The organism is Stenotrophomonas sp. TD3 (assembly GCF_001939825.1).
GTDB lineage: Bacteria > Pseudomonadota > Gammaproteobacteria > Xanthomonadales > Xanthomonadaceae > Stenotrophomonas.
The window spans coordinates 492,737-515,553 of sequence record NZ_MOYM01000001.1; the positions used below are offsets into that span (position 1 = coordinate 492,737).

At 66.7% G+C, this 22,817-nt stretch carries 21 protein-coding genes; 5 read left to right on the forward strand and 16 right to left on the reverse strand.

The window, feature by feature from the left end; all coding sequences use genetic code 11:
• The first annotated feature begins 2 nt into the window (after positions 1-2).
• The gene (locus BKE09_RS02205; protein ID WP_075674733.1) at positions 3-707 is read left to right on the forward strand and encodes a PA1136 family autoinducer-binding transcriptional regulator; all 705 of its coding nucleotides are present in this window, start codon (positions 3-5) and stop codon (positions 705-707) included.
• 20 nt (positions 708-727) lie between these two features.
• Here the strand turns inward: BKE09_RS02205 and BKE09_RS02210 are convergent, their stop codons facing one another.
• Entirely contained in the window at positions 728-1,954 is a 1,227-nt protein-coding gene (locus BKE09_RS02210) for a cytochrome P450 (protein WP_075674734.1), read from the reverse strand.
• A 400-nt stretch (positions 1,955-2,354) separates the two neighbouring features.
• On the opposite strand from BKE09_RS02210, the gene BKE09_RS02215 reads away from it, so the two are divergent.
• The gene (locus tag BKE09_RS02215; protein WP_075674735.1) at positions 2,355-3,212 is read left to right on the forward strand and encodes an endonuclease/exonuclease/phosphatase family protein; all 858 of its coding nucleotides are present in this window, start codon (positions 2,355-2,357) and stop codon (positions 3,210-3,212) included.
• 19 nt (positions 3,213-3,231) lie between these two features.
• Here the strand turns inward: BKE09_RS02215 and BKE09_RS02220 are convergent, their stop codons facing one another.
• From BKE09_RS02220 to BKE09_RS02250, 7 genes are all read right to left on the reverse strand, one after another.
• Complete coding sequence (locus BKE09_RS02220; protein WP_049414598.1) at positions 3,232-3,495, reverse strand: hypothetical protein; 264 nt, start codon at positions 3,493-3,495, stop codon at positions 3,232-3,234.
• Between the two features lie 202 nt (positions 3,496-3,697).
• Positions 3,698-5,119 carry an efflux transporter outer membrane subunit gene (locus BKE09_RS02225; protein WP_014646790.1) on the reverse strand — a complete coding sequence of 474 codons (1,422 nt, stop codon included), beginning with the start codon at positions 5,117-5,119 and terminating at the stop codon, positions 3,698-3,700.
• Positions 5,113-5,850, reverse strand: a complete 738-nt coding sequence (locus BKE09_RS02230; protein WP_075674736.1) for an SDR family oxidoreductase — start codon at positions 5,848-5,850, stop codon at positions 5,113-5,115. The genes BKE09_RS02225 and BKE09_RS02230 overlap by 7 nt, the downstream gene beginning before the upstream one ends.
• A gap of 66 nt (positions 5,851-5,916) precedes the next feature.
• Entirely contained in the window at positions 5,917-9,087 is a 3,171-nt protein-coding gene (locus BKE09_RS02235; RefSeq protein WP_014036828.1) for a multidrug efflux RND transporter permease subunit, read from the reverse strand.
• A gap of 127 nt (positions 9,088-9,214) precedes the next feature.
• Complete coding sequence (locus BKE09_RS02240; protein WP_014036827.1) at positions 9,215-10,438, reverse strand: efflux RND transporter periplasmic adaptor subunit; 1,224 nt, start codon at positions 10,436-10,438, stop codon at positions 9,215-9,217.
• Between the two features lie 91 nt (positions 10,439-10,529).
• The gene (locus tag BKE09_RS02245) at positions 10,530-11,300 is read right to left on the reverse strand and encodes an SDR family oxidoreductase (RefSeq protein WP_014036826.1); all 771 of its coding nucleotides are present in this window, start codon (positions 11,298-11,300) and stop codon (positions 10,530-10,532) included.
• Complete coding sequence (locus BKE09_RS02250) at positions 11,297-11,524, reverse strand: hypothetical protein (protein ID WP_014036825.1); 228 nt, start codon at positions 11,522-11,524, stop codon at positions 11,297-11,299. Before BKE09_RS02250 ends, BKE09_RS02245 begins: the two co-directional genes overlap by 4 nt.
• Before the next feature lie 147 nt (positions 11,525-11,671).
• On the opposite strand from BKE09_RS02250, the gene BKE09_RS02255 reads away from it, so the two are divergent.
• Together BKE09_RS02255 and BKE09_RS23135 are read left to right on the forward strand one after the other, a co-directional pair.
• Entirely contained in the window at positions 11,672-12,703 is a 1,032-nt protein-coding gene (locus BKE09_RS02255; RefSeq protein ID WP_005409107.1) for a LysR family transcriptional regulator, read from the forward strand.
• A gap of 51 nt (positions 12,704-12,754) precedes the next feature.
• A complete protein-coding gene (locus BKE09_RS23135; RefSeq protein WP_139319606.1) occupies positions 12,755-13,015 on the forward strand; it encodes a hypothetical protein in 261 nt (86 codons plus the stop codon).
• Between the two features lie 2 nt (positions 13,016-13,017).
• Here BKE09_RS23135 and BKE09_RS02260 read toward each other — a convergent pair whose 3' ends face one another.
• The 6 genes from BKE09_RS02260 to BKE09_RS02285 all read right to left on the reverse strand — a co-directional run bounded on the left by BKE09_RS02260 (position 13,018) and on the right by BKE09_RS02285 (position 21,024).
• Positions 13,018-13,713: an OmpA family lipoprotein gene (locus BKE09_RS02260; RefSeq protein ID WP_010484399.1), complete on the reverse strand. Its 696-nt coding sequence runs from the start codon at positions 13,711-13,713 to the stop codon at positions 13,018-13,020.
• A gap of 140 nt (positions 13,714-13,853) precedes the next feature.
• Positions 13,854-15,269, reverse strand: coding sequence for a deoxyribodipyrimidine photo-lyase (locus tag BKE09_RS02265; RefSeq protein WP_075674737.1), 1,416 nt, complete (start codon positions 15,267-15,269; stop codon positions 13,854-13,856).
• 89 nt (positions 15,270-15,358) lie between these two features.
• Positions 15,359-15,973 carry an inorganic diphosphatase gene (locus BKE09_RS02270; protein ID WP_075674738.1) on the reverse strand — a complete coding sequence of 205 codons (615 nt, stop codon included), beginning with the start codon at positions 15,971-15,973 and terminating at the stop codon, positions 15,359-15,361.
• Positions 15,974-15,983: 10 nt separating this feature from the next.
• On the reverse strand, positions 15,984-17,333 hold the full coding sequence (locus BKE09_RS02275) for a metallophosphoesterase family protein (protein WP_240502927.1): 1,350 nt from the start codon (positions 17,331-17,333) through the stop codon (positions 15,984-15,986).
• A 14-nt stretch (positions 17,334-17,347) separates the two neighbouring features.
• Positions 17,348-18,463 (reverse strand): phytase, encoded by a 1,116-nt coding sequence (locus BKE09_RS02280; RefSeq protein ID WP_075674740.1) that lies wholly within the window; start codon positions 18,461-18,463, stop codon positions 17,348-17,350.
• The gene (locus BKE09_RS02285; RefSeq protein ID WP_075674741.1) at positions 18,463-21,024 is read right to left on the reverse strand and encodes a TonB-dependent receptor; all 2,562 of its coding nucleotides are present in this window, start codon (positions 21,022-21,024) and stop codon (positions 18,463-18,465) included. The genes BKE09_RS02280 and BKE09_RS02285 overlap by 1 nt, the downstream gene beginning before the upstream one ends.
• Positions 21,025-21,192: 168 nt before the next feature.
• Between BKE09_RS02285 and upp the strand changes: the two genes are divergently transcribed.
• The gene (gene upp, locus BKE09_RS02290) at positions 21,193-21,825 is read left to right on the forward strand and encodes a uracil phosphoribosyltransferase (protein ID WP_005409099.1); all 633 of its coding nucleotides are present in this window, start codon (positions 21,193-21,195) and stop codon (positions 21,823-21,825) included.
• A gap of 63 nt (positions 21,826-21,888) precedes the next feature.
• Here upp and BKE09_RS02295 read toward each other — a convergent pair whose 3' ends face one another.
• Together BKE09_RS02295 and BKE09_RS02300 are read right to left on the reverse strand one after the other, a co-directional pair.
• Positions 21,889-22,368, reverse strand: a complete 480-nt coding sequence (locus tag BKE09_RS02295; protein WP_014036819.1) for an SRPBCC family protein — start codon at positions 22,366-22,368, stop codon at positions 21,889-21,891.
• The gene (locus BKE09_RS02300) at positions 22,349-22,708 is read right to left on the reverse strand and encodes a metalloregulator ArsR/SmtB family transcription factor (RefSeq protein WP_075674742.1); all 360 of its coding nucleotides are present in this window, start codon (positions 22,706-22,708) and stop codon (positions 22,349-22,351) included. Before BKE09_RS02300 ends, BKE09_RS02295 begins: the two co-directional genes overlap by 20 nt.
• Between the last annotated feature and the right edge of the window lie 109 nt (positions 22,709-22,817).

Genomic DNA, 22,817 nt, shown 5'->3' on the forward strand with positions numbered 1-22,817 from the left:
CTATGCCTGCGCTGGTGCCCGCGCTGCTGGAACTGGAACAGGCGCGGTCGCTGGCCGCGGTGGGCGGCGTGCTGCGCGCCGCCGCCTCGCCACTGGGCTACGACCGGCTGCTGGTGTTCGCCACCGGAACCGGGCTGGAACGCGACGCGCAGCGCGTGTACTGGATCGAGGGTGACTGGTTCGGCGACGGCAGCGATACCGATCTCACCCGCTACCTGCACGCCTGCCCGGTCAACCGCCATGTGCTGGACAGCAATGCGCCGTTCTTCTGGAGCAAGCGCCAGGGCGTGCGCGGCGAACGCTACCTGGTGGTGACGCAGCCGCGCGGCGATGGCCTGCATGGGTTGCAGGTACCGGTGTTCGGCCCGACCGGCCTGGAAGGTGCGGTCAGCTTCGCCGGCACCTCGATTGATGCGTCGGCCAGCGCGCGCCTGCAGCTGGAAATGGTCGGCGCGTCAGCCTTCCGTGCGGCGCGGCGGTTTGCCGAAGCGCCGGCGGATGTTCCCGCAGGCGCGTTGAGCGCACGCGAACGCGAGGTGCTGCGCTGGGTCGCCGCTGGCCGGCGCCAGGCCGAAATCGCGGCCACGCTGGGGCTGTCTGCACGCACGGTGGAGAACCATCTGCGGCGAGCGCGGCAACGGCTCGGCGTGGCTACCACCGCGCAGGCGGTGCGCGCGGCAGCCCGCCGTGGCGAGATTGAAGACTGATCCAGGCACTGCAGTTGCCGTCACGCGCAGCGCGGCGTCAACGTACCGATGAAGTCGACCGGAATGGCAAAGCCTTCCAGCTGCATCCACGGTGTTGGCTCATCCTGTACCGTCAACTCGAAATCGCGGGTCACCAGCGCGCAGAACAGCAACAGCTGCGCATGGCCGACCGCACTGCCGATGCAGGCCCGCGAGGAAAAACCGAAGGGTACGTAGGCGCCCTTGTTGGCCTGGCGTCGCTCCGGCAACCAGCGATCAGGATCGAAGCTGTCCGGGTTCTGCCAGTACTCCGGCGAGTGATGCTGGAAGTAGGACGACAGCTCGTAGGCCCCACCCTTGCGGATGCACACGCCCTCGATATCGATATCGTGCGAAGCCGGACGGTGCAGGGCGAACAACCCCGGCCACAGCCGCAGGGTTTCCTTGACGAAACGCGACGTGCACGGCAGCGCCTTGATCGGCAGCGCATACAGCTGTTCCAGGCTCAGCGCCAAGGTTTCCTCGCGGATGCGCGCCTGCCAGTGCGGAAAACGGTGCATTGCATACAGCAGGCTGGCCGCAGTGATGCCCGGTAGGCCCGACATGCCGGCCAGCACCATCGATACCAGATAGGCCACGCGATCCACCCCGACCCGCTGCACCAGCGGCAGCAGGGATTGCAGGAAGTCCTCGCGCGGCACGGTCCCGCGTGCCCGACGGCGGATGTGCCGCGACACCGTGCGGGCCGCACGGCGGGAAAGATGGAAGTCGATGATCCGCCGCCAGAACGAGAAGTTCTGCAGCACGATGGCGTTGTATCGGGTCTTCTGCTCACCGATGAGCGCATCGACATCGGAACGGCTGAGGCCATCGATCAGCAGCGGCAACAGTGACTGCGAGATCGTCCACCAGCTCAGTTCGCTGAGGTCGTGCGGCCTGTCCGCGCGCTGGGCAAGGAAGCCGTGCATGCGCGTGTAGAGGTCGCGCATGTGGCCAGGACTGGCCAGCCGCCCGGCCTGCTCGCTCAGCAATGCCCGCACCTCGCGCCACGCAACCGGGTCCCTGCCGCTGCGTAGTCCGAGAAAATCAATCAGTGAATCCGGTACGGTGTGCTGGTCGGTATTGGCCTTGTCGATCCTGACCGCCAGGGCCGGATCAAAGATACCGACAACATCATTGTTGAAGCGCAGCACCGGCCCTTCACGACGCACGCGTTCGAGCAGGTCGTCGATGGAAACCACTTCCGCATCCGCTGCCCGCTCATCCATGCCCTGCCTCCAATGCCAGGGAAGATCATCGACCTTCCCTGGCGATGTCATCGAATGCGTGGAGTCCTTCCGGTCAGAAGATATTCCAGTAGCGATACTTGGAACGGATGCACTGCGTGGAATTGTCCGAACGCAGGTTCAGCGACACCTGCAGGGCGCGAATCAATCGTGTCATGGCACAGCTCCTTGTGGTTCCGTTGATGGTTGCTGCGGTGCCGGGTTCAATGGCCGGCAGCGCCGTTCTAGCACGCAGGCGCGCGCGGGCGGGTCAATGCGCCGTCAAGGCCCTGCTGAATACGCCGCGCCGACCGGCGGATACCGCCAGCGCACGCACAGCCATGAACAGGCAATCCGTGCGATGCTCCGTGAAACCGTTTTCATGGAATGGAGGAATTCCACGATGTTGTCGCGTCTCCGTCGCCCCGTACTGTGTGCCCTGCTGGCGCTTGCCCTGCCTGCGACCGGCGCCTGGGCCGCAGCCCCCGCGCCGTTGAAGGTAATGTCGTTCAATGTGCGCACCCCGGCCGATACCGAGCCCGGCAAGCGCTGGCCCGACCGTCGCGACGCGATGGTGAAGGTCATCCTCGATGCGCACCCGGCGGTGATCGGCACCCAGGAGCTGGTGCAGGAGCAGGCTGAGTACCTGTCCGCACACCTTCCCGGCTACCGCTGGTTCGGCGAGGGCCGCCGCGGCGGCAGCGGCGACGAACACATGGGCGTGTTCTACGACAGCACGGTGCTGGCGGTCGAGGAATCAGGCAACTTCTGGCTGTCCGATACACCCGATGTGCCCGGCAGCATCACCTGGGGCAACCTGTACCCGCGCATGGTCACCTGGGCGCTGTTCCGCCGCATCGACGACGGCCGCCGCTTCTATTTCATGGATACCCACCTGCCCTACCGCGACGAGGACGAACCACGTCGGGTGAAGGGTGCCGAGCTGATCGGCAAGCGCCTGGCCAGCCTGCCGGCCGACCTGCCGGTGGTGCTGACCGGTGACTTCAACAGCGAGCCCGGCGGTGACACCTACAAGGCATTCACCCGCGTCCTTCAGGACACCCGTACCCAGGTGAAAGCCCCGCAGGGCCCGCGACTGACCTTCCACGATTTCACCGGCAAGGCCAGCGTGCAGCTGGACTGGGTGCTGGTGCGCGGCTTCCGTGCGCGCAGCTTCCTGACCGATGACCGCCGCATCGACGGCGTGCTGCCATCGGACCACTTCCCGCTGGTGGTCGAACTGGACTGGCCGAAGCACTGACCCCGCACGGCAGCCGCAGCTACAGCGGCGGCTGCCGCGACAGCAGGCGATACAGCGCCTGGTGCTGATCGCGCGCCTGGCAGATGCGGGCGCCGATCGCCAGGAACACGGCGACGCCGATCAGGCCCAGCCCCAGCATCGAATCCTGCAGGCGCAGGAAGCCGACCGCAGCGGCCATCGTCGCCAGCACCAGCAGCACCACGACCGCCACCGACAACCCCGCGCCCGGTGGGCCCGGATCGCCGAACAACATCCGTTGGGTATCCCGCCTTCCGTCCGCCATCGCCTGTCCTCCCGTGTGTCTGACCCACTAGTTACACGGCGGGCCGGCATTTCGGCAGAGTCAGAAGCGTCACGACGAGGGCAATGTGCACGGCATGCACCGCCCTTCCCGCACCTCCCGCCCAGGCAGGGAGCAGGACACACCGCTGCCGCGGACCGTGAAAGCAGAAGGGGACGGAAGCCACTGCCTCCGTCCCCTGCGGTTACTGCACCTGCGCCACGCTCGGTTGCTGCGGGGATTGCCCCCAGCCGCCCAGCGCCTTATACACGCCGACCACGCTGACATTGACTTCGGACTCGGCCGCCGCCAACGCGTCATCGGCCGCCAGCTGCGTGCGCTGCGCATCCAGCAGGGTCAGGAAGTCTTCCGAGCCCTCGCGATAGCGGATCTGTGCCAGCGATTCGGCACGCCGTGCCGCCTGCGCCTGCTCGACCACGATCGCCAGCCGCGCCTGCTGCTTGGAATAGCGGGTCAGCGCGTTCTCGGTGTCTTCCAGGGCCAGCAGTACCGCCTGCTCGTACTGCGCGGCCACGCCTTCGGCTTCGGCCTTGCTGGCACGCAGGCGCGCGCGCACGGTGCCGAAGTCGAATGCGGCCCAGCTCAGCGACGGGGTCAGCGACCAGGCCTTGTTGTTGCCATTGACCAGGCCGCTGGCATCGCCACCCAGGAAACCAACGAAGCCGGACAGCGACAGCCGCGGGAACAGGTCCGCAGTGGCCACGCCCACGCGTGCGGTCGCGGCCGCCAGGCGACGCTCGGCCACGCGCACGTCGGCGCGCTGACGCAGCAGTTCGCGGGTATCGCCCAGCGGCAGTGCCTTGGCGAAGGCCGGCACGTCATGCGGCGCGAGCATGTCGGTCAGCACTTCCGGGCGCTGGCCGAGCAGCACGGCCAGTCGGTTGCGCGACTGCGCCTCGGCCACTTCCAGCAGCGGGATGTCGGCCTCGATCGCCTTCAGGCGGGCGCGGCTGCTCTGCACATCCAGCTCGCTGCCGGCGCCCAGCTCCCAGCGCGCCTCGGTCAGCTTCTGCGTATCGCGCAGGTTTTCCAGCGTGTGCTGGGCCACCGCGATGCGCTTCTGCGTGCCGCGCAGCTCGAAGTAGTTGCGTGCCACTTCGGCGGCGACCAGTACCTGCGCATCGGCCAGGTTGGCCTGCTCGGCACCGAGGTCGGCACGCGCGGCTTCAGCAGCACGGCGCTTGCGGCCGAACAGATCCAGCTCCCAGCCGGCGTCGAAGCCGAGCTGGTAGCTTTCACTGAACACCCGCTGCCCACCCAGCTGCGGATCGGGTTGCTTGCGGCGGTCGTAGCTGCCGCCGGCGGTGATGTGCGGTGCCTGGTCGAAGCGGCTTTCGACGAACACCGCGCGGGCCTGGCTGACGCGGGCCACGGCCACGCGCAGGTCCAGGTTGTCCGAGAGTGCGCCATGCACCAGCTGTTCCAGCACCGGATCATCGAACTGCGCCCACCAGCTGGCCACCGGCGAGACGGTGCTGAAGACCGGCTGCTGTGCGCTCTGCAGGACCACCGGTTCCTGCACCGGGGCCTTGTAGTTCGGGCCGACGCTGACACAGCCTGCCAGCACCAGGCTGGAGACGGCCATCGCCAACGTGCGGATCACCATGGCAGCACCTCGCCCAGGTAGGTGAAGCTGCCGTTCGGGCCTTCATGTCCGATCAGTGCCATCTGCACGCTGGAACGCGCGCCCTCGGCGATTTCGATTTCGCCGTGGCCGCCGTTCATGTCGGTTTTCACGTAGCCGGGATGCACGGTGTTGACCTTGATCTGCGAACTGCGCAGTTCGTGTGCCAGGGCCAGCGTCCAGCTGTTCACCGCTGCCTTGGAGGCGTTGTAGGCCGGGATCTTGAAATCGTAGATGCCCGATGCCGGATCGGCGTGCAGGGTCTGCGAACCGAGGATGCTGGAGACGTTGACGATGCGTCCGGCCTTGGCCTGCTGCAGCAGCGGCAGGAAAGCCTGGGTCACCGCGACCAGTGCATAGACGTTGGTGTCGAAGGTCCGGCGCCAGGTATCCAGCGACTGCTCCGACGGCAGCTGCGCCGGGTTTTCCAGCAGCACGCCGGCGTTGTTGACCAGGATGTCGAGACGGCCGTGGCGTTCGCGCACCTGCTGCACGGCGTCGGCGATGCTGGCGCCGTCGGTGACGTCCAGCTGCAGCGCTTCCACCGGCAGGCCCTCGGCCTGCAGTTTCAGCGCCTGCTCCACGGCGGTCTCGCGCTTGCGACCGGCCAGCAGCGTGTGCACGCCGGCCTGTGCCAGCTGACGCACGGTCTCGGCGCCGATACCGCGGGTGGCACCAGTGACCAGTGCGATCTTGTTCTGATGGGTGTTCATGGAGTCATGCCTTTGGAGGGGGAAATCCGACACCGGTTGGGGGACCGGTGCCGGTGGAGTTCCATGTCAGTGATGGATGGTCGGCTCGCCGTGCTGCACCAGCTGGCCGCCACCGTTGCGGGTGACGAACTTGCGCAGGGCCACGTAGAACACCGGGGTGAGGAACAGGCCGAACAGGGTCACGCCCAGCATGCCGGCGAACACGGTGATACCGGTCACCGAGCGCACCTCAGCGCCTGCACCGTGCGACAGCACCAGCGGCACGGTGCCGGCGATGAACGCGATGGAGGTCATCACGATCGGGCGCAGACGCAGGCGGCAGGCTTCCAGCGCGGCTTCAACGATGCCCTTGCCGCCCATCTCCAGCTCTCTGGCGAATTCGACGATCAGGATCGCGTTCTTGCACGCCAGGCCCATCAGCACCACCAGGCCGACCTGCACGAACACGTTGTTGTCGCCACCGGTCAGCCACACGCCGAACAGTGCGGACAGCAGGGTCATCGGCACGATCAGGATCACCGCCAGCGGCAGCGACCAGCTCTCGTACAGCGCAGCCAGCACCAGGAAGGCCAGCATGATCGCCACCGGGAACACGATGAAGGCCGCCTTGCCCTGGGTCGCCTGCTGGTAGCTCAGGTCGGTCCATTCGGTGGTCATGCCCACCGGCAGCACCTTGCCGGCGATCTCGGTCAGCTTGTTCATCGCCTCGGCCGACGACAGCACGCGCGGGTCGGCTTCACCGGCCAGGTCCGCTGCCGGATAGCCATTGAAGCGCAGCACCGGGTCCGGGCCGAAGGTCTGCTTGATGGTGACCATCGAGCCAATCGGCACCATCTCGCCGCGGTCGTTGCGGGTACGCAGCTTGCCGATGTCCTCGACCGTCTCGCGGAACGGACCATCGGCCTGGGCGATCACCTGCCAGGTACGGCCGAACTGGTTGAAGTCGTTGACGTAGGCCGAACCGAGGTAGGTCTGCAGGGTGTCGAACAGTTCGGTGAGCTGCACGCCCTGTGCCTTGGCCTTGACGCGGTCGACCTCGGCATCCAGCTGCGGCACGTTGGCCTGGTAGCTGGAAATCGGGAAGGCCATGCCCGGCGTCTGCGCAACGGTGCCCTGCATTGCCTGCACGGCATTCTGCAGCGCGCCATAGCCCAGGTTGCCGCGGTCCTCGATGAACATCTGGTAGCCGTTGCCGTTGCCCAGGCCGAGGATCGGCGGCGGCATCATCGCGAACGCGAAGCCCTCCTGCAGACCGGCGATCTTCTGGTTGATCTCGGCATTGATCTGCGCGGCGGTGCGGCCATGGCGCTCGGCGAACGGCTTGAGCGGAATGAACGCCACACCGGTGTTCGGCGTATTGGTGAACTGCAGCGCGTTCAAACCCGGGAACGAGATGGTGTGGGCCACACCGTCGGTTTCCTGGGCGATCTTGGCGACCTTGCGCAGCATTTCATCGGTACGCGCGATCGACGAACCTTCCGGCAGCTTCACACCGGCGATCAGGTACAGCTTGTCCTGGGTCGGGATGAAGCCCGGCGGCACCAGCTTGAAGATCACACCGGTACCGACCAGCAGGATCGCGTAGACCACGAACACCGCACCGCGACGGCCAAGGATGCGGGCCACGCCACGCTCGTACTTCTCCGAGCTGGACTTGAAGAAGCGGTTGAACGGACGGAACACCCAGCCGAACAGGCGGTCGATCAGACGGCTCGGGCCATCCTTCGGCGCACCGTGGGCCTTCAGCAGGCGCGCGGCCAGGGCCGGCGACAGGGTCAGCGAGTTGATCGCCGAGATCACCGTGGAGATGGCGATGGTGACCGCGAACTGCTTGTAGAACTGGCCGGTGACACCGGACAGGAAGGCCATCGGCACGAACACGGCACACAGCACCAGCGCGATCGCCACGATCGGGCCGGACACCTCACGCATGGCCTGGTGTGCCGCCGCGGTGGGCGACAGGCCTTCCTCGATGTTGCGCTCGACGTTCTCCACCACCACGATCGCGTCGTCGACCACGATGCCGATCGCCAGCACCAGGCCGAACAGGCTCAGCGTGTTGATCGAGAAGCCCAGCAGGTACAGCGCGGCGAAGGTACCCACCACCGACACCGGCACCGCGATCAGCGGAATGATCGAGGCACGCCAGGTCTGCAGGAACAGGATCACCACCAGCACCACCAGCGCGATGGCTTCCAGCAGCGTGGAGACCACGGCCTTGATCGAGTCGCGCACGAAGATGGTGGTGTCATACACCGCTTCGTACTTCACGTCGGCCGGCATGGTCTTCTGCATCTCGTCCATCGTCGAGATGACCTGGTCACGGATCTCCAGTGCATTGGCACCCGGCGACTGGAAGATACCGATACCAACCGCGTTCTTGCCGTCCAGCTGCGAGCGCAGGGTGTAGTCGCCGGCACCCAGTTCCAGGCGGGCCACGTCGGCCAGGCGCACGATCTCGCCATCGGTGCCGCTCTTGAGCACGATGTCGCCGAATTCCTTTTCGGTCTTCAGGCGGCCCTGGGCATTGATCAGGGTCAGGAACTGGCTGTTCGGCAACGGTTCGGCACCGAGCTGGCCGGCCGAAACCTGCACGTTCTGCTCACGCATCGCGCGCACCACGTCGCTGGCGGTCAGGCCGCGCGAAGCCACCTTGTCCGGGTCCAGCCAGGCGCGCATGGCGTAGTCGCCGCCACCGAAGATCTGCGCGTCACCCACGCCCGGAATGCGCGCCAGCGCATCCTTGACGTGCAGGCGCGCGTAGTTGCGCAGGTACAGGGTGTCGTACTTGCCTTGTGGCGAGGTCAGGTGCACCACCATCAGGAAGGTCGGTGACTGCTTCTGCGTGGTCACGCCCTGCCGGCGCACGTCCTCGGGCAGGCGCGCCTGCGCCTGCGCCACGCGGTTCTGCACCTTCACCGCCGCCGCGTCCGGGTCGGTGCCCGGGCGGAAGGTGACGGTCATCTGCAGCACGCCGTCCGAGCCGGCCACCGACTTCAGGTACATCATGCCTTCGACGCCGTTGATGGCCTCTTCAAGCGGGGTGGCGACGGTCTCGGCGATGACCTTGGGGTTGGCGCCCGGATACACCGTGCGCACGACCACCGACGGCGGCACCACTTCGGGGTACTCGCTGATCGGCAGGATCGGAATCGTGATCAGGCCTGCGGCGAAGATCACGATCGACAGCACCGCCGCGAAGATCGGCCTGTCGATGAAGAAACGGGAAAAGTCCATGGAGGAATTCCTGGGAAAGGCATTCGGCGGGCAACAGCCACCCTGCCCCTCGCCGAGATGACGAAGGCAGGGAAGGCTGCCGCTGGCGCCGGCAGCTAAGCGGGGACGCGGATCAGGAGACGGCGGATCAGTGGTTCAGTGCGGCGGTGGCATCGCGGCCCGGTGCCGGCGCAGCCTGCGGCTGCATTGCCACGGCCTTGGCCTGCACCGGCATGCCCGGCATGAAGACCTTCTGCACGCCGTCGATGATCACCTTGTCACCGGCGGCCAGGCCGTGCTCGACGATGCGCAGGCCTTCAGCGGTGCGGCCAAGCTGGATGTCGCGGCGCTGGGCCTTGCCATCCTTGTCGACCACGTACACGTACTTGCGGTCCTGGTCGGTCAACACGGCCTTGTCGTCGATCAGCAGGGCCTGGAACTGGCCGCTGCCGAGCAGCTGCACGCGGGCGAACAGGCCCGGGGTGAACTGGCGATCGGCGTTGTCCAGCAGCGCGCGGACGCGGATGGTGCCGGTGCTGCGCGCCACCTGGTTGTCGAGGAAGTCGACCTTGCCCGCATGCGGGTAGCCCTCTTCGCCCGACAGGCCGACCTTCACCGGCAGTTCGCTGTCACGCTCGCTCGGGCGCTCGCCCTTGCGTGCCATCTGTGCGTAGCGCAGGAAGGTGCTTTCGTCGGCATCGAAGTAGACGAACACGGTATCCAGCGAGACCAGCGTGGTCAGTACGCTGGCACTGTCGCCGGCGGTGACCAGGTTGCCAGCGGTGACCATCGCGCGGCCGGCGCGGCCGTCGATCGGTGCGCGCACCTTGGTGAACTCCAGGTTGAGGCGGGCCGCATCCAGCGCAGCCTGCGCCGCCTGCACGGCGGCACCGGACTGGTCGGCGGCAGCGCGACGCTGCTCGGCGGTCTCGGTGGAGATCGCCTGCTGCTCGGACAGCCGCTTGGCACGCTCGGACTCGCTGCGGGCCAGGGTGGCCTGGGTGCGGGCGCGCGCCAGCTCGGCGGCGGCACGATCGTATTCGGCCTGGTAGCTGCGCGCGTCGATGGTGAAGAGCACTTCGCCCTTCTTCACTTCCTGGCCTTCGACGTAGTTGACCTTGTCGATGTAGCCGGACACGCGCGGGCGCAGTTCAACGCTCTGTACCGCTTCGACGCGGCCGCTGAACTCGTCCCACTGGCTGACCTGCTTGACCAGCACCGGCGCGGCGCTGACCTGCGGCGGCGGCGGTGCACCGGCTTCTTCGGCATGGCCGCCGCTGCAGGCTGCAAGCACGGCCGCGGCGAGGATCGACACGCCGACCATCGCGATGCGATGGCCGAAACGATGTGGGGTGGTGTTGGGGGAAGTCATGGCATGCATCCGTACGGAGGGGTGGTACAGCTATATGAAAATGTGTTGCGAAAATCGGCGGCGCATACTGCGACCTCAACCATGGTCGAGGTCAAGCGACGCCTGCGGTGTCGCGCCAAAGCGGAGGAACTTCCAGGTGCAGCAGGCCGCGCGGCAGTTCGGCATCACTGCTGTCGCAACGGACGATGGCGCGGTTGTCGCGGCACCCATCGAGCAGGGAGACCACGCGCCGGCCGACCAGCAGCGAGCTGGGCCACTCGATGCAGGCGTTGGCCGCGTTGGCCGGGGTACACACCGGGCTGCAGACTTCCAGCATCTGCGCGCGCACGCCGATCGCCTGCGCTTCCTGGTGCACCACCTGCGCGTACATGCGCATCGCCGCGGCGGTGATCGAGCTTTCGCCGTAACCGGCCCATGGCTTGACCGCGGCCGGGCTGCCGATCATCACGTAGCGGCGCGCATGCACGTTGTCCTGCAGCAGCGGCAGCAGGTGGCGCACCGCGTGCACGTGCGGCATCAGGTCGGCCTGCAGCGCGCCGAGCAGCTCGTCGCCGTTGCGGTCGACCACGCGGCCGCGACGGTAGGGGCCGCCCATCGCGGCGATCACTGCAGCCAACGGACGCGGCCGCTGCGCGATGCGTTCGGCCAACGCCCGTGCCGAGCCGTCATCGCTGAGCGAACCCAGCACGGTTTCCAGGCCCGGCTCATCGGCGAACTGCTCATGCAGTGCCGCCAGCCGGCCCGGATCGCGCCCGACCACCAGCACCGGGCTGCCGGCCTCCAGCAGGGCGCCGACCACGCCCTGGCCCACGGCACCGGTGCCACCGAGGACCAGAACTTCGGGCGTCAGTATCCCATTCACGGGACATTTCCTCCCAAATCCGGGATAGTCCCAATTCGACGCAGTCGGTCGCCCTTGTGCGGGACCAAGCGGATGACGCCGCCACGCTGCTGACGCATGGGCGCGGTAAACTCACGAAAGTCCTTGTGTACCAAGGAACTCGGACGAGCTTCGACGGTCATCGCCAGGTCCAGGGCGTTCTGGCCGGCATGCCGGAAGCGGGCAAGAATGTTGCGCAGGCTCATGGCGAGGGGGCTCCATTTCACGAATGGCGCCACGATAGACCTCAAACCTTTACTTGATTAGTCCTGATTAAGGGGAATAATCATCCCGCTCCCGGTCCAATCGTTCTGTCACGATTGTCCCATCCCCGACGTCCAGGATCCCCGACCATGTCCCACGATCTCAACGAGACGCTGATCTTCGTCAAAGTGGTCGAGCAAGGCAGTTTCATTGCCGCTGCCAAATCGCTCGGCCTGCCCAAGACCACGGTCAGCCGCAAAGTGCAGGAGCTGGAAACGCGCCTGGGCGCGCGACTGCTGCACCGGACCACCCGCCGCCTCGGCCTGACCGAAGCCGGCTCGATCTACCACGAACATTGCCAGCGCATCGCGCGCGAGCTGGAAGAAGCCGAGAGCGCGGTGAGCCAGTTGCAGTCCGGCCCGCGCGGCTGGCTGCGCTTCACCGTGCCCTACTCGATCGGCATCACCTGGATCGCCCCGCTGCTGGGCCAGTTCCATGCGCAGTATCCAGAGATCCGCCTGGACATGCACATGGGCAACGAGAAGCTGGACCTGATCGCCGGTGAGGCGGATCTGGCGCTGCGTGTCGGTGCCCTGCCCGATTCCAACCTGGTCGCGCGCAAGCTCGGCAGCCTGCGCACGCAGGTGTTCGCCAGCCCGGCCTACATCGAGCGCTATGGCGAGCCGCTGCATCCGGAAGAGCTGCAGTTCCATCGCATCCTGGCGATGCGCAAGCCGTACCACACCGGTAATTCGCCACGCTTCACCTGGCAGCTGGGCGAGAACGGCGGCGAGCTGCGCGACTTCCCGGTCACCCCGCTGATGACGGCCAACGACATGTCCGCGTTGAATGGTGCACTGGTATGTGGCGAAGGCCTGCTGCTGACCGGTGATGTGATGGCCAAGCCGTTCGTCGAGTCGGGCATGGTACGCCGCGTGCTGGCCGGCTGGACCGGCCCGGAAGTGGACTTCAACGCCGTGTTCGCCGGTGGCCGCCTGGTCTCGCCGAAGGTGCGTGCGTTCGTCGATTTCCTGGTGGAAAAGCTCAACTTCGACGCCAACTACATGCTGGCGCAGTGCCCGGGTGCGAAGCTGGCGCAGCAGCAGAAGGAAAAGGAAGACGCCGCGCTGGAGAGCAGCGGCAAGCGCATCCTGGAGAAGGTCGCCGCTTCGGCGGCGTAACCGGATTTTGTAGAGTCGAGCCATGCTCGACTGCTGTTGGCGGAGTCGAGCATGGCTCGACTCTACAGGGGCTATCGGCGTGCCGAGCAACGCTCGGCACCTACAGAAAATGCCGCCTGCATGGGCGGCATTTTGGTTCCGGCTGCCTGGCTTCCGGTAGATGCCGACCTTCGTCGGCGCCGTTCGAAAAAGCCGCAACCGGAAGCGCTGTCGGCGTGCCGAGCAACGCTCGGCACCCACAAAAATGCCGCCTGCAAGGGCGGCATTTTCGTTCCGGCCGATGGCCGGACCGGCTCAAGCAGGAACGCGTAGCGTTACTGCTTGAGCGGAATCACGCGGATTTCGACGCGACGGTTCTTGGCACGGCCGGCATCGGTGCTGTTGTCGGCAATCGGATACGACTTGCCGGCGCCCAGCGTTTCGATGCGCACGCTCTGCACGCCCTGGCCGATCAGGTACTGCGCCACCGAGTCGGCACGTTCCTTCGACAGGCGGTTGTTGACCGCGTCGCTGCCGATGCTGTCGGTGTGGCCGACCACTTCGATCATGGTCTGGTTGTAGTCACGCAGGGTGCCTGCCACGCCGTTGAGCGAGCCGTAGAACTGCGGCTTCAGGGTCGACTTGCCGAAATCGAAGGTGATGCCATCCGGCAGGTTCAACATGATGTTGTCGCCCTGGCGCTGCACATCGATGCCGGTGTTGGCGGTGCGCTCGCGCAGTGCGCGTTCCTGGCGATCCTGGTACTGGCCGACGGCAGCGCCGCTGAGCGCGCCGATACCGGCACCGATCAGCGCGTGCTGACGACGCTCGGTAGCGCTGTCGCCGGTCAGCAGGCCGGCGGCCACACCAATCGCGGTGCCGATCAGCGCATTGCGGCCGGTGCGGTTCTGCTGCTCGGTCGGGTTGCCGTACTGGTCACTCTGCACGTAGGAGCCGCCGGTGGCGCAGGCCGACAGGACGGCCGCACTCATCAGGGCCAGTGCGACGTTGCGGGTGGTGTTGCGGATCATGTGGTTCTCCTTGGTTTCCGGTCGGGCCGGCGGCTTGCGGGCGCAGAGAGAATAAACAGCCCAATGCGATGTCGGGATGATGATGCGGCGCGGCGACAGGGCCGCGTTCAGCTAACTGACTGGATCGCTCAGCCCGCGCTTTACCCTGCCCCCGTCTGCCGGTAGGCGGCCAGCGCGGCGTCCCGACCGGCCGCCAGGTCCACCAACGGGGTGCGCGGATAGCCGGGGGCATGCACAGCCAGCAGCAGTGGATGCTGCCACGGCGCGAAGCGCGCCTTCACCGGCAGCGTGGCCAGTTCGGGCACCCAACGGCTGATGTAGCGGGCCTGCGGATCGAACTTTTCGGCCTGGGTCACCGGGTTGAACACGCGGAAATACGGCGCGGCATCGGCGCCGGTCCCGGCCACCCATTGCCAGCCCATCGTGTTGTTGGCCAGGTCGGCATCGACCAGGGTGTCCCAGAACCAGCGCGCGCCATGCAGCCAATGCGCGCGCAGGTGCTTGCACAGGTAGCTGGCCACGATCATCCGCACCCGGTTGTGCATGTAGCCGGTGTGCCACAGCTCGCGCAGGCCGGCATCGACGATCGGCACGCCGGTGTTGCCGCGTTGCCAGCCGTGCAGCTGAGCGTCACTGGGCGTTGCCCATGGGAAGCGATCGAAGCGCGGGTTGAGGTTGTCGGTCGGCGTCTTCGGGAAGTGATGCAGCAGGTGATAGGCGAAGTCGCGCCAGCCCAGTTGCCGCAGGTAACCGTCGATGTCGGCATCGGTGCCTGCATTGCGCAGCCCCTCCAGCGTATGGGCGATGCGCCACGGCGCGATCTCGCCGAAATGCAGGTGCGGCGACAGCCGCGAGGTCCCCACGCGATCCGGCAGGTCGCGCTGTTCGCGGTAGCCGCGCAATGCACCGTCCTCGAACACGGACAGTGCCTCCAGCGCACCGGCCTCGCCCGGCTGCCAGTGCTCCCAGAAGCCGGTATCCCAGCCCAGCGTAGGCGCTAGCCGCAGCTCATCCAGTGCGAGGCTGTCGACCGTGTGCGGCGTCAGTGCCTGCGGCGCGGCCTGCAGCGCCGGCAGGCGCCAATGACTGAGTACGTTGCGCCAGTACGGCGTGAACACCTTGTACGGCTGACCCTGCTGGTTCGCGATGCCCCAGGGCTCGAACAGCAGGCTGCCATTGCAGCTCTGCGCGTCGATGCCCTGCTCGCGCAGCGTGCGCTTGATGGTCGCGTCGCGTGGCTGGGTGGCCGGTTCGTACTTGCGGTTCCAGTACACCGCCTCGGCGCCGGACTGCTCGATCAGCAACTGCAGGATCGACAGGCTGTCACCGCTGCGCAGCACCAGCGACGAACCACGCGCGCGCAGGTCCGCATCCAATGCGCCCAGTGAACGGTGGCGCCACGCATCGGAGGCCGCACCGGGCACCCACTCGCCTTCCTCGTGCGGCGCATGGATGTAGACCGGCACCACGTCGTGGCCCGCATCCAGCGCGGCCTGCAGGGCCGGATTGTCCTGCAGCCGCAGATCACGGCGGAACCATACCAACGCTACCGACACATGCACCGCCTTCGTTGTGGAAGGCGCACATCATAGCCAGCGGCGGTGAAGGAGATGCGCGTGCCAGGCCATCCACGCATGGCGTGGATCTACTTTTCGAAGCGCTTCATCGCTTCACTGATCAGCGCACGCGCCTCAGCGGCGTTGCCCCAACCGTTGAGCTGCACCGGGTTGCGACCGGCCGGCAGGTCCTTGTAGACCCGGAAGAACGCCTCGATGCGCTGGCGCTCGACCTCCGGCAGATCCGCCAGGTCGCGGATGCGGGCGTAGGTCGGGTCGACCTTGTCGGTCGGCACGCCGATGATCTTCTCGTCGTGCTCGCCACCATCGATCATCTTCAGGTAACCGATCGGCCGGAAGCGCACGATCACGCCGGGATGCAGCGGCTCGCGGGTCAGCACCAGCGCATCCAGCGGATCGTTGTCACCGGCCAGGGTGCGCGGCATCGAGCCGTAGTTGGCCGGATAGGCCACCGGCATCGACTGGAAGCGATCCACGTGGACCAGGCCGTCTTCCTTGATCTCGTACTTGGTGAAGCTGCCGGCCGGAATCTCCACCGCCAGATTCACCTCCTGCGGGGCCTGCTTCGGCTGGGCGACCAGGAATGGATGCAGCACGGTATCGGCGGCCGTCACCGCACTGGCCAGCAACAGCAGCGCGGCACCGATGGCAGCGAGAGGAAGGATGCGTCGGAGCGTGGTCATTGGCATCTCGTCATTCCCAGCAGCGGTCGGCGCGACCCTTGGCGGTCTGCGCACGCGGGCAGCCGCGCGGTGCGATGCGGCCTTCGGTCAACTCCGTGCGTTGCTTTGCGCCCTTGGCATCGCGGCGCAGTTCGAAGGCGTCGTACAGACGCCCGGTCACGGTGCGCGCTTCGTAGCGCAGGTGCTGCGGATCGATGTTCAGCACCTGGAACAGCTGGGTGTCCTCGGCTACTGGATCCATCGTCTTCCGTGCCTCGTCGGAAAGGCGGTACTGCTTCGGCCCGGCCACGGTCACCACGTACTGCGGCGTAGCAGCCTGCCCTTCGCCACGACGGCCATAGGTGTGATCGTGGCCCTGCAGCACCAGATCGACGTTGTGGCGGCGCACCACCGGCAGCAGCACGTCACGCAGCGCGGCGTTCTCGCGCCCTTCGCGGGGCGAGTAGAACGGCTGGTGCAGCAGCACGATGGTCCATGGTTGCGGGTTGCCGGTCAGGACCTTATCCAGCCACTGTGCCTGCGCCTTGGCCGTGCCGAGGTCGAGTGCCGAGGTGCCATCGACCACGGCCACGCGCACGCCCTGTGCATCGAACCAGTAGCTGGTCTGCTGCGCGGCGGTGGCGCCATTGCCCGGCAGCGCGAAGGTCACTGGCCAGTGCCGGCCCAGCACGCGACGCTCCTGCGGGGTGTCCTCGAATTCCTCGAAGTACTCATGGTTGCCGATCGCCGGGGCCACCAGCGTTTCCTGCGCCAACCAGCCGGTGGCGGCAAACCACTCGCCCCATTCGCTGTCGTCCATGTTGTCGCCGCCGCTGACCAGATCACCGGCGAACAGGCTCATGCGCGCCTGCGGCGCAGCCTTCTGCGCGGCACGCACCACGCGGCTGACATGGCTGACGTTCTTGTTCTGGGTATCACCGAAGTACAGCAGGGTCAGCGGCTGGTCGGCCGCGGCCAGCGTCCGCAGCTGGTTCCAGGCGCTCCAGCTGCCATTGCCCTGCACGCGGTAGACGTACTGGGTGTCCGGCTGCAGGCCGCCAATGTCGGCACGATGGTGGTGCGACAGCCCGTTCTCGGTCTGCAGCGCACGCGTCGTCGCACGCACCTGGCGGATGCTCTCGATGGCCGGCGAATCTGCGGCCAGCGCGATCTCCAGCAGCGGTGCCTGCGCGCTGCCATCGGTACGCCAGGCCACGGCGAAACCGTGGCTGGGATCGGCCGCCGGCGAGGCGACGATGCGGTCCGGCACCGCCGTCGCTGCGTAATGCCGGCTGCCCGCCGGCACCTGGGTATTCGGTTCGGCCGCTGCGAACGACAGCGACGGCATTGCCAGCAGCAGGCCAAGCACCAGCGAACGCATCACGCACTGGCCGCTCATGCGCCACACTCCAGCGGCAGCGCGAGCTGCTTGGCGATGCTCTCCCAGTCGAACGCCACCACGCCCTGGTCGTCATGCACTGCATACAGCGCACCGTGCGGGAAGCGCGCGCTGGGCTGCTGCATCATCCAGATGCCATCGGTGTTGGCCACGGTGTTGCTCTGGAACGCGCCGACCGGCTTCAGCGTGTGCCGGTCGAACAGATGGAACACGCTGCGCTGCTTGCCCTGCTCGGTGGTGATCCACCAGCCATCCTTGCCACAGGTGCGCAGGGTCACGCCTTCGGCCTGTGCTTTGAACACGTCGCGGCCGAAGGTGGTGCCGGTGAAGCGGCCCGCCAGGGTGTAGACCTTGAACTCGCTGGCGTAGCTCTCGTCCTCTTCGGCAATCAACAGCCGGTCGTTCTCGGGGTCGCCCCAGATCGACTCGACCACGCGCAGCGCACCGGCTTCGGTGGTATCGCCGATGCTGGCCACCAGCTTCGCCTCGACCTTCGTGCCGTCGCGGGTCACGTGGTATTGGCGCACGCGCTTGTCCAGCTCGGCCAGCGGCGGCAGGATGTCACGCCCCTGCGCATCCTCGCCGTTGTCCCAGGAGTCGGTGACGTAGACGCTGTAGCCATCGGCACGGCGGTCGACCCACAGCCCGTACGGCTTGCGCAGGTCGTCCGCAGCGAACGTCGCCAGCGGCGCGAAGTCCGGCAGGCTCAGCACCTGCACGCGGTGATTGTCGCGCTCCACGATCCACAGCAGGTCGTCGGTCACCGCGATGCCGTTTGGGCGGTCGAACTGCCCCGGTGCGGTGCCGCTGCTGCCGACGTCACGCAGATGCTGCCCAGTGCTGCCGTCGTAGACCACCAGCTTGTCGGTGGCCTTGGCGGTAGCGATCAGCCACAGCGCGCCGTCCGGCGCGCGCCAGGCCGCCGGCGAGTCGATGTTGTCGGCCGGGGTCATCGGGGAAAGGAAGGCCTCGGCGATGGTGGTCACCACGCGCTCACCGCTGGCGGCCGGCGAGACCGCTCCCGCGACCGGATCGTTGCCGGTGGCCGGCGTGCAGCCGGCGACCAGCGTGGCCGCCAGCGCAGCGGCCAGGACAGTGACGCTACGCCCCATCACAGCGCCACCTTCAGGCCCAGCGCATAGGTGCGGCCGTACTCTTCCATCTGCAGGGTGCGCGAACGGGTGCCCTGGTACAGCTCCAGCGGCTTGTCCAGCAGGTTCTGCGCTTCGAAATACACGCTCACGCGCGGGGTGAACTTGTAGTCCAGCGAGAAATCGAGCTGGGTGTTGGGTGCCACATAGATGTCGAATGCGCGCCCCTTGCCGATGCTGTCCAGGTACTCGCTGCGGTACACCGCCGCCAGGCGCGTGCTTACACCGTATTTTTCATAGCCGATGTGCGCGCTGTAGACATGCTTGGAGGCACGCGGCAGGGTGAAGTCCTCGCCCTCCCGATCCTTGATGCCGGCGTCGAATTTGGTATCCAGCCAGGTGCCACTGGCACCGACCAGCAGGCCATCCAGGCCGTCCGGCAGGAAGGCCAGCTGCTGCTGCCAGTTGAATTCCGCGCCACGCACGGTGGCCTTGCGGCCATTGACCGGCTGGGTCACGTCGAAACCACCGTAGGCCGGATCATTGGTGCGCACGGTTTCCACGATGTAGCCATCGATCGACTTGTGGAACAGGCCCAGCGAAACGATGCCGCTGCTGCCGATGTACTTCTCCACCGACAGGTCGATGTTCTTCGACTCGTACGGATCGAGTTCCGGATTGCCCAGGCGCACTTCCTCGTCACCCCGGCTGTAACCCACGCGCGGCGAGACGTCGCCGAAGGACGGGCGCGATACGGTCTTGTTGGCCGAGGCGCGCAGCACCCAGTCGTCGGCCGCGTCGTAGCGCAGGTGCAGGCCCGGCAGCACGTTGGTGTAGCTGCTGTTGGCCACGCGCGGGGTGACGGTGAAACTGCGGCCGTTGGCGGCCACGTCCACCTGGTTGCCGACCGCCTTGAAGCGGGTGTTCTCCACGCGCACGCCGCCGATGATGCGCAGCGCGCCCACGTCCCAGGTACCCATGGCATAGCTGGCGAAGATGTCCTCGCTGGCCACGTAATCCTCTTCCAGCGACGTCATCGCATTGCCGCCGACGTCCTGCGGGCGGGCACTGTACTGGCTGCCGCTGGCGGCCCAGAACGCGCGCATCGCGGCCGAGTCCATGCCATCGCCCAGGTTGCCGTGGCGATGCTCCGGCGAGGAAGTGGTCCAGCTCGACAGCGCCACCTTCGGGCCGACACGCAGTTCGCGCTCATCCACATTCACGTCGCGGTCGCGCCAGCGGCCCAGCAGGCCGAACTTGATGCTGCTGCTGCCGCCGTCAAAGCGCACGTTGACCTGTGCGCTGTGTTCCTTGTCGTTCACCTGCTTGGGCGAGAGCACGAAGCGGTCGAACGCGTAGTTGCTGTTGTCCAGCCACTGCGGGTTGTCGAAACTGTAGCTGGGCAGGCGGCTGCTCTGGTCCAGGGTGCCATTGAAGGCCTTGCCGTTGAGCTTGAAGCGCGCCTCCATCTCGTCGTTCACGCGCTCTTCGGTACGGGTGTAGCCGATCCGATAATCGACCACGGCGTTGGTCAGCTTGTTCTCGCCACCGAGGCTGGCCGCGAAGGTGTTTTCCTTCTTGGTGCGGTAGCGCATGCGCTTGTCGATCGAATCCTTCGGCATGCCGTCCAGGCGGTACTGGTCGGTGCCGGTCTTGACCATCTTCGCGTCGTCGAAGTTGAAGATCACGCGCTGGCGGGTCTCCGCATCGTCGAACTGGCTGTACAGCGTGCGCAGGTAGTACTTGCTGTCTTCGTTGGGACGCCAGTCGAGGTTGAGGTTGGCACCGATGCGCTTGCGCTCGATCTCGTACTTGCGGTGCTGCAGGTTGATCGCAGTCACGTCACCGGGGGTGGCATCGTCCTCGCCGTCGTACTCCACTTCGGTGTTGTCCGACTCGAACTTCCGCTTCTGGTAGTTCACGCCCAGCGCCACGCCGAAGGTATCGTTGAACACCTCGCTGTAGTTGAAGGCGGCCTTGGGACTGGTCTCGCCGGACAGCTGCTGGTGGCTGCCCTCGATCTTGCCGCGCAGGCTGCGACCGTCACGGTCGAAGGCCGACGCCGATTCCACCAGCACGGCGCCACCGATGGCATCACCCGGCATGTCCGGGGTCGGTGACTTGACCACGCGCAGGCGCTCGGTGGAGTCGGATGGGATCACGTCCAACGGCGCGGCACGGCTGGAATCTTCCGGCGTGCCGATGGCGATGCCATCCACGCTGACGCTGTTGAGATTGGCATCCAGGCCACGAATGACCACGAAGCGGCCTTCGCCCTGGTCGCGGGTCACGCTGACACCCGGCAGGCGCTGCAGTGATTCGGCCACGTTCTTGTCCGGGTACTGGCCCAGGGCATCGGAGGACACCGCATCCTCGATGGCGTCGCTGCTGCGCTTGAGGTCGACTGCACGGATCTGCGATTCGAGCTGGGCACGCACTTCAATGCGATCCAGGTCGACCGCGTCGGCCGCCACGGCGCCGGTGGCGGCTACCGCCTGTTGCCCGGCTGCCTGCAGCGGTGCCGCGGCCCCCATCGCCAGGGTCAGGGTGATGGCAACGGCCAACGGAGTCTTGATATGCACTGGGAATCCCCATTCCTGTTAAGAATGGGTCTGCACGGTATGTCCGCAAGGTTGCATGGCCGTGACATGCATCTGCACATTTCATGTACGGCGGCTCGGGGCCCGGTTTGGGGTTCGACACGCCAATCCGGCAAAATGGCGTCCTCTCTCCTTTTCCCCTTCCCGACCATGAAGATCGTCGAAGTGCGCCACCCGCTGGTGCAGCACAAGATCGGCCTGATGCGCAATGCCGCGCTCAGCACCAAGGATTTCCGCGAACTGGCCAACGAGCTGGGTACGTTGCTGGCCTACGAGGCCACCGCCGACCTGGACACCGAGCCGCACACCCTGCCCGGCTGGGCCGGCCCGGTCACGGTGCAGCGCATTGCCGGCGCCAAGATCACCGTGGTGCCGATCCTGCGTGCCGGCCTGGGCATGCTCAGCGGCGTGCTGTCGCTGATCCCGGCAGCCCGCGTCAGCGTGGTCGGCCTGCAGCGCGATGAGGAAACCCTGCAGCCGGTGCCCTACTTCGAGCGCCTGACCGGCCGCCTGGAAGAGCGCGACGCGCTGATCCTGGACCCGATGCTGGCCACCGGCGGCACCCTGATCGCCACCATCGACATGCTCAAGCGTGCCGGCGCACGCCGCATCAAGGGCATCTTCCTGGTGGCCGCGCCGGAAGGCATCGAAGCGGTCAAGGCCGTGCACCCGGACGTGGAGATCTACACCGCGGCCATCGATGCCCAGCTCAACGACAAGGGTTACATCCTGCCGGGCCTGGGCGACGCCGGTGACCGCATCTTCGGTACCCGCGTCGGTTGAACCGGCGAGCCGGGGTCAGAGCCCTTTCACAGAAAGGGCTCTGACCCCATCCCGCATTCCGGCCTACAGCCCGGCTGCGAAGGTTTCCAGCTGGCCGATGACGGTGTTCCAGCCATCGAAGAAGCCCAGCTGCTCATGCTGGTCACGCAGGGCCTTGTCCGGGTGCATCACCCGCGCCGTGTAGCGGCAGCCCTGCCCCTCGTCCTCCATGGTGATGATGGCGGTGAAGCCCAGCCAGGGTGACTGCGGTCGCCAGCCTGCGCCCAGCATCGAGGTGAACACCAGGCGCTGCTGCGGCACGATCTCCAGGAAGCTGCCCGGATTGTCACTGCTGCCGCCATCCGGGCCCTGCATGAAGGTGTGGAAGGCCCCGCCGGGGCGCAGGTCGAATGCGCGCACCTCGGTGGTCCACGGCTTCGGGCACCACCATTGGCGCAGCAGTTCCGGATCGGTCCACGCCCGCCACAAGGCCGCACGCGGTGCGTTCAACACACGGCTGATGACCAGATCGGTATCGGGGTTGTTACCTGCGTCTACGGCCATGGGCCTGCTCCTGTCGGTGAAGGGTTTCGACGAAATCGACCATGCGGTCGGTGCGCGCTTCCCACACGGCACGCTGTTCGGCCAGCCACTGCTCGGCCTGGCCCAGCCGCGCCGGCACCAGTTCGCAGGTACGTATGCGCCCCTGCTTGTGGCTGCGCACCACGCCGCTGCGTTCCAGCACGGCCAGATGTTTCATCAGCGAGGGCAAGGCCATCTGGAAAGGCTCGGCCAGCACCGACACGGCACGCGGCCCCTGCCCCAGCGCGGCCACGATCGCGCAACGGGTCGGGTCGGCCAGTGCGTGGAAGACGTCCTGGATGGCGGGATCATACTTTCCCATATGGCTAAGTAATACGCCGATCTGAATGCCGACGCAAGCGGACGCGACCGAAGCGCGATTCTTCACGTGGCCTTGCGGGCCGGAAGCGAATGCTCCGCGCACCCGCCAC

What these genes read in the sequence shown, in the direction of transcription:
- BKE09_RS02260 (WP_010484399.1), bottom strand. Translation starts at nt 13,713, where the DNA reads ATGATCCGCAACACCACCCGCAACGTCGCACTGGCCCTGATGAGTGCG.
- BKE09_RS02215 (WP_075674735.1), top strand. Translation starts at nt 2,355, where the DNA reads ATGTTGTCGCGTCTCCGTCGCCCCGTACTGTGTGCCCTGCTGGCGCTT.
- BKE09_RS02210 (WP_075674734.1), bottom strand. Translation starts at nt 1,954, where the DNA reads ATGGATGAGCGGGCAGCGGATGCGGAAGTGGTTTCCATCGACGACCTG.
- BKE09_RS02240 (WP_014036827.1), bottom strand. Translation starts at nt 10,438, where the DNA reads ATGACTTCCCCCAACACCACCCCACATCGTTTCGGCCATCGCATCGCG.
- BKE09_RS02295 (WP_014036819.1), bottom strand. Translation starts at nt 22,368, where the DNA reads ATGGCCGTAGACGCAGGTAACAACCCCGATACCGATCTGGTCATCAGC.
- BKE09_RS02255 (WP_005409107.1), top strand. Translation starts at nt 11,672, where the DNA reads ATGTCCCACGATCTCAACGAGACGCTGATCTTCGTCAAAGTGGTCGAG.
- BKE09_RS02230 (WP_075674736.1), bottom strand. Translation starts at nt 5,850, where the DNA reads ATGAACACCCATCAGAACAAGATCGCACTGGTCACTGGTGCCACCCGC.
- BKE09_RS23135 (WP_139319606.1), top strand. Translation starts at nt 12,755, where the DNA reads ATGGCTCGACTCTACAGGGGCTATCGGCGTGCCGAGCAACGCTCGGCA.
- BKE09_RS02250 (WP_014036825.1), bottom strand. Translation starts at nt 11,524, where the DNA reads ATGAGCCTGCGCAACATTCTTGCCCGCTTCCGGCATGCCGGCCAGAAC.
- BKE09_RS02300 (WP_075674742.1), bottom strand. Translation starts at nt 22,708, where the DNA reads ATGGGAAAGTATGATCCCGCCATCCAGGACGTCTTCCACGCACTGGCC.
- BKE09_RS02270 (WP_075674738.1), bottom strand. Translation starts at nt 15,973, where the DNA reads ATGACCACGCTCCGACGCATCCTTCCTCTCGCTGCCATCGGTGCCGCG.
- upp (WP_005409099.1), top strand. Translation starts at nt 21,193, where the DNA reads ATGAAGATCGTCGAAGTGCGCCACCCGCTGGTGCAGCACAAGATCGGC.
- BKE09_RS02225 (WP_014646790.1), bottom strand. Translation starts at nt 5,119, where the DNA reads ATGGTGATCCGCACGTTGGCGATGGCCGTCTCCAGCCTGGTGCTGGCA.
- BKE09_RS02275 (WP_240502927.1), bottom strand. Translation starts at nt 17,333, where the DNA reads ATGCGTTCGCTGGTGCTTGGCCTGCTGCTGGCAATGCCGTCGCTGTCG.
- BKE09_RS02220 (WP_049414598.1), bottom strand. Translation starts at nt 3,495, where the DNA reads ATGGCGGACGGAAGGCGGGATACCCAACGGATGTTGTTCGGCGATCCG.
- BKE09_RS02205 (WP_075674733.1), top strand. Translation starts at nt 3, where the DNA reads ATGCCTGCGCTGGTGCCCGCGCTGCTGGAACTGGAACAGGCGCGGTCG.
- BKE09_RS02280 (WP_075674740.1), bottom strand. Translation starts at nt 18,463, where the DNA reads ATGGGGCGTAGCGTCACTGTCCTGGCCGCTGCGCTGGCGGCCACGCTG.
- BKE09_RS02235 (WP_014036828.1), bottom strand. Translation starts at nt 9,087, where the DNA reads ATGGACTTTTCCCGTTTCTTCATCGACAGGCCGATCTTCGCGGCGGTG.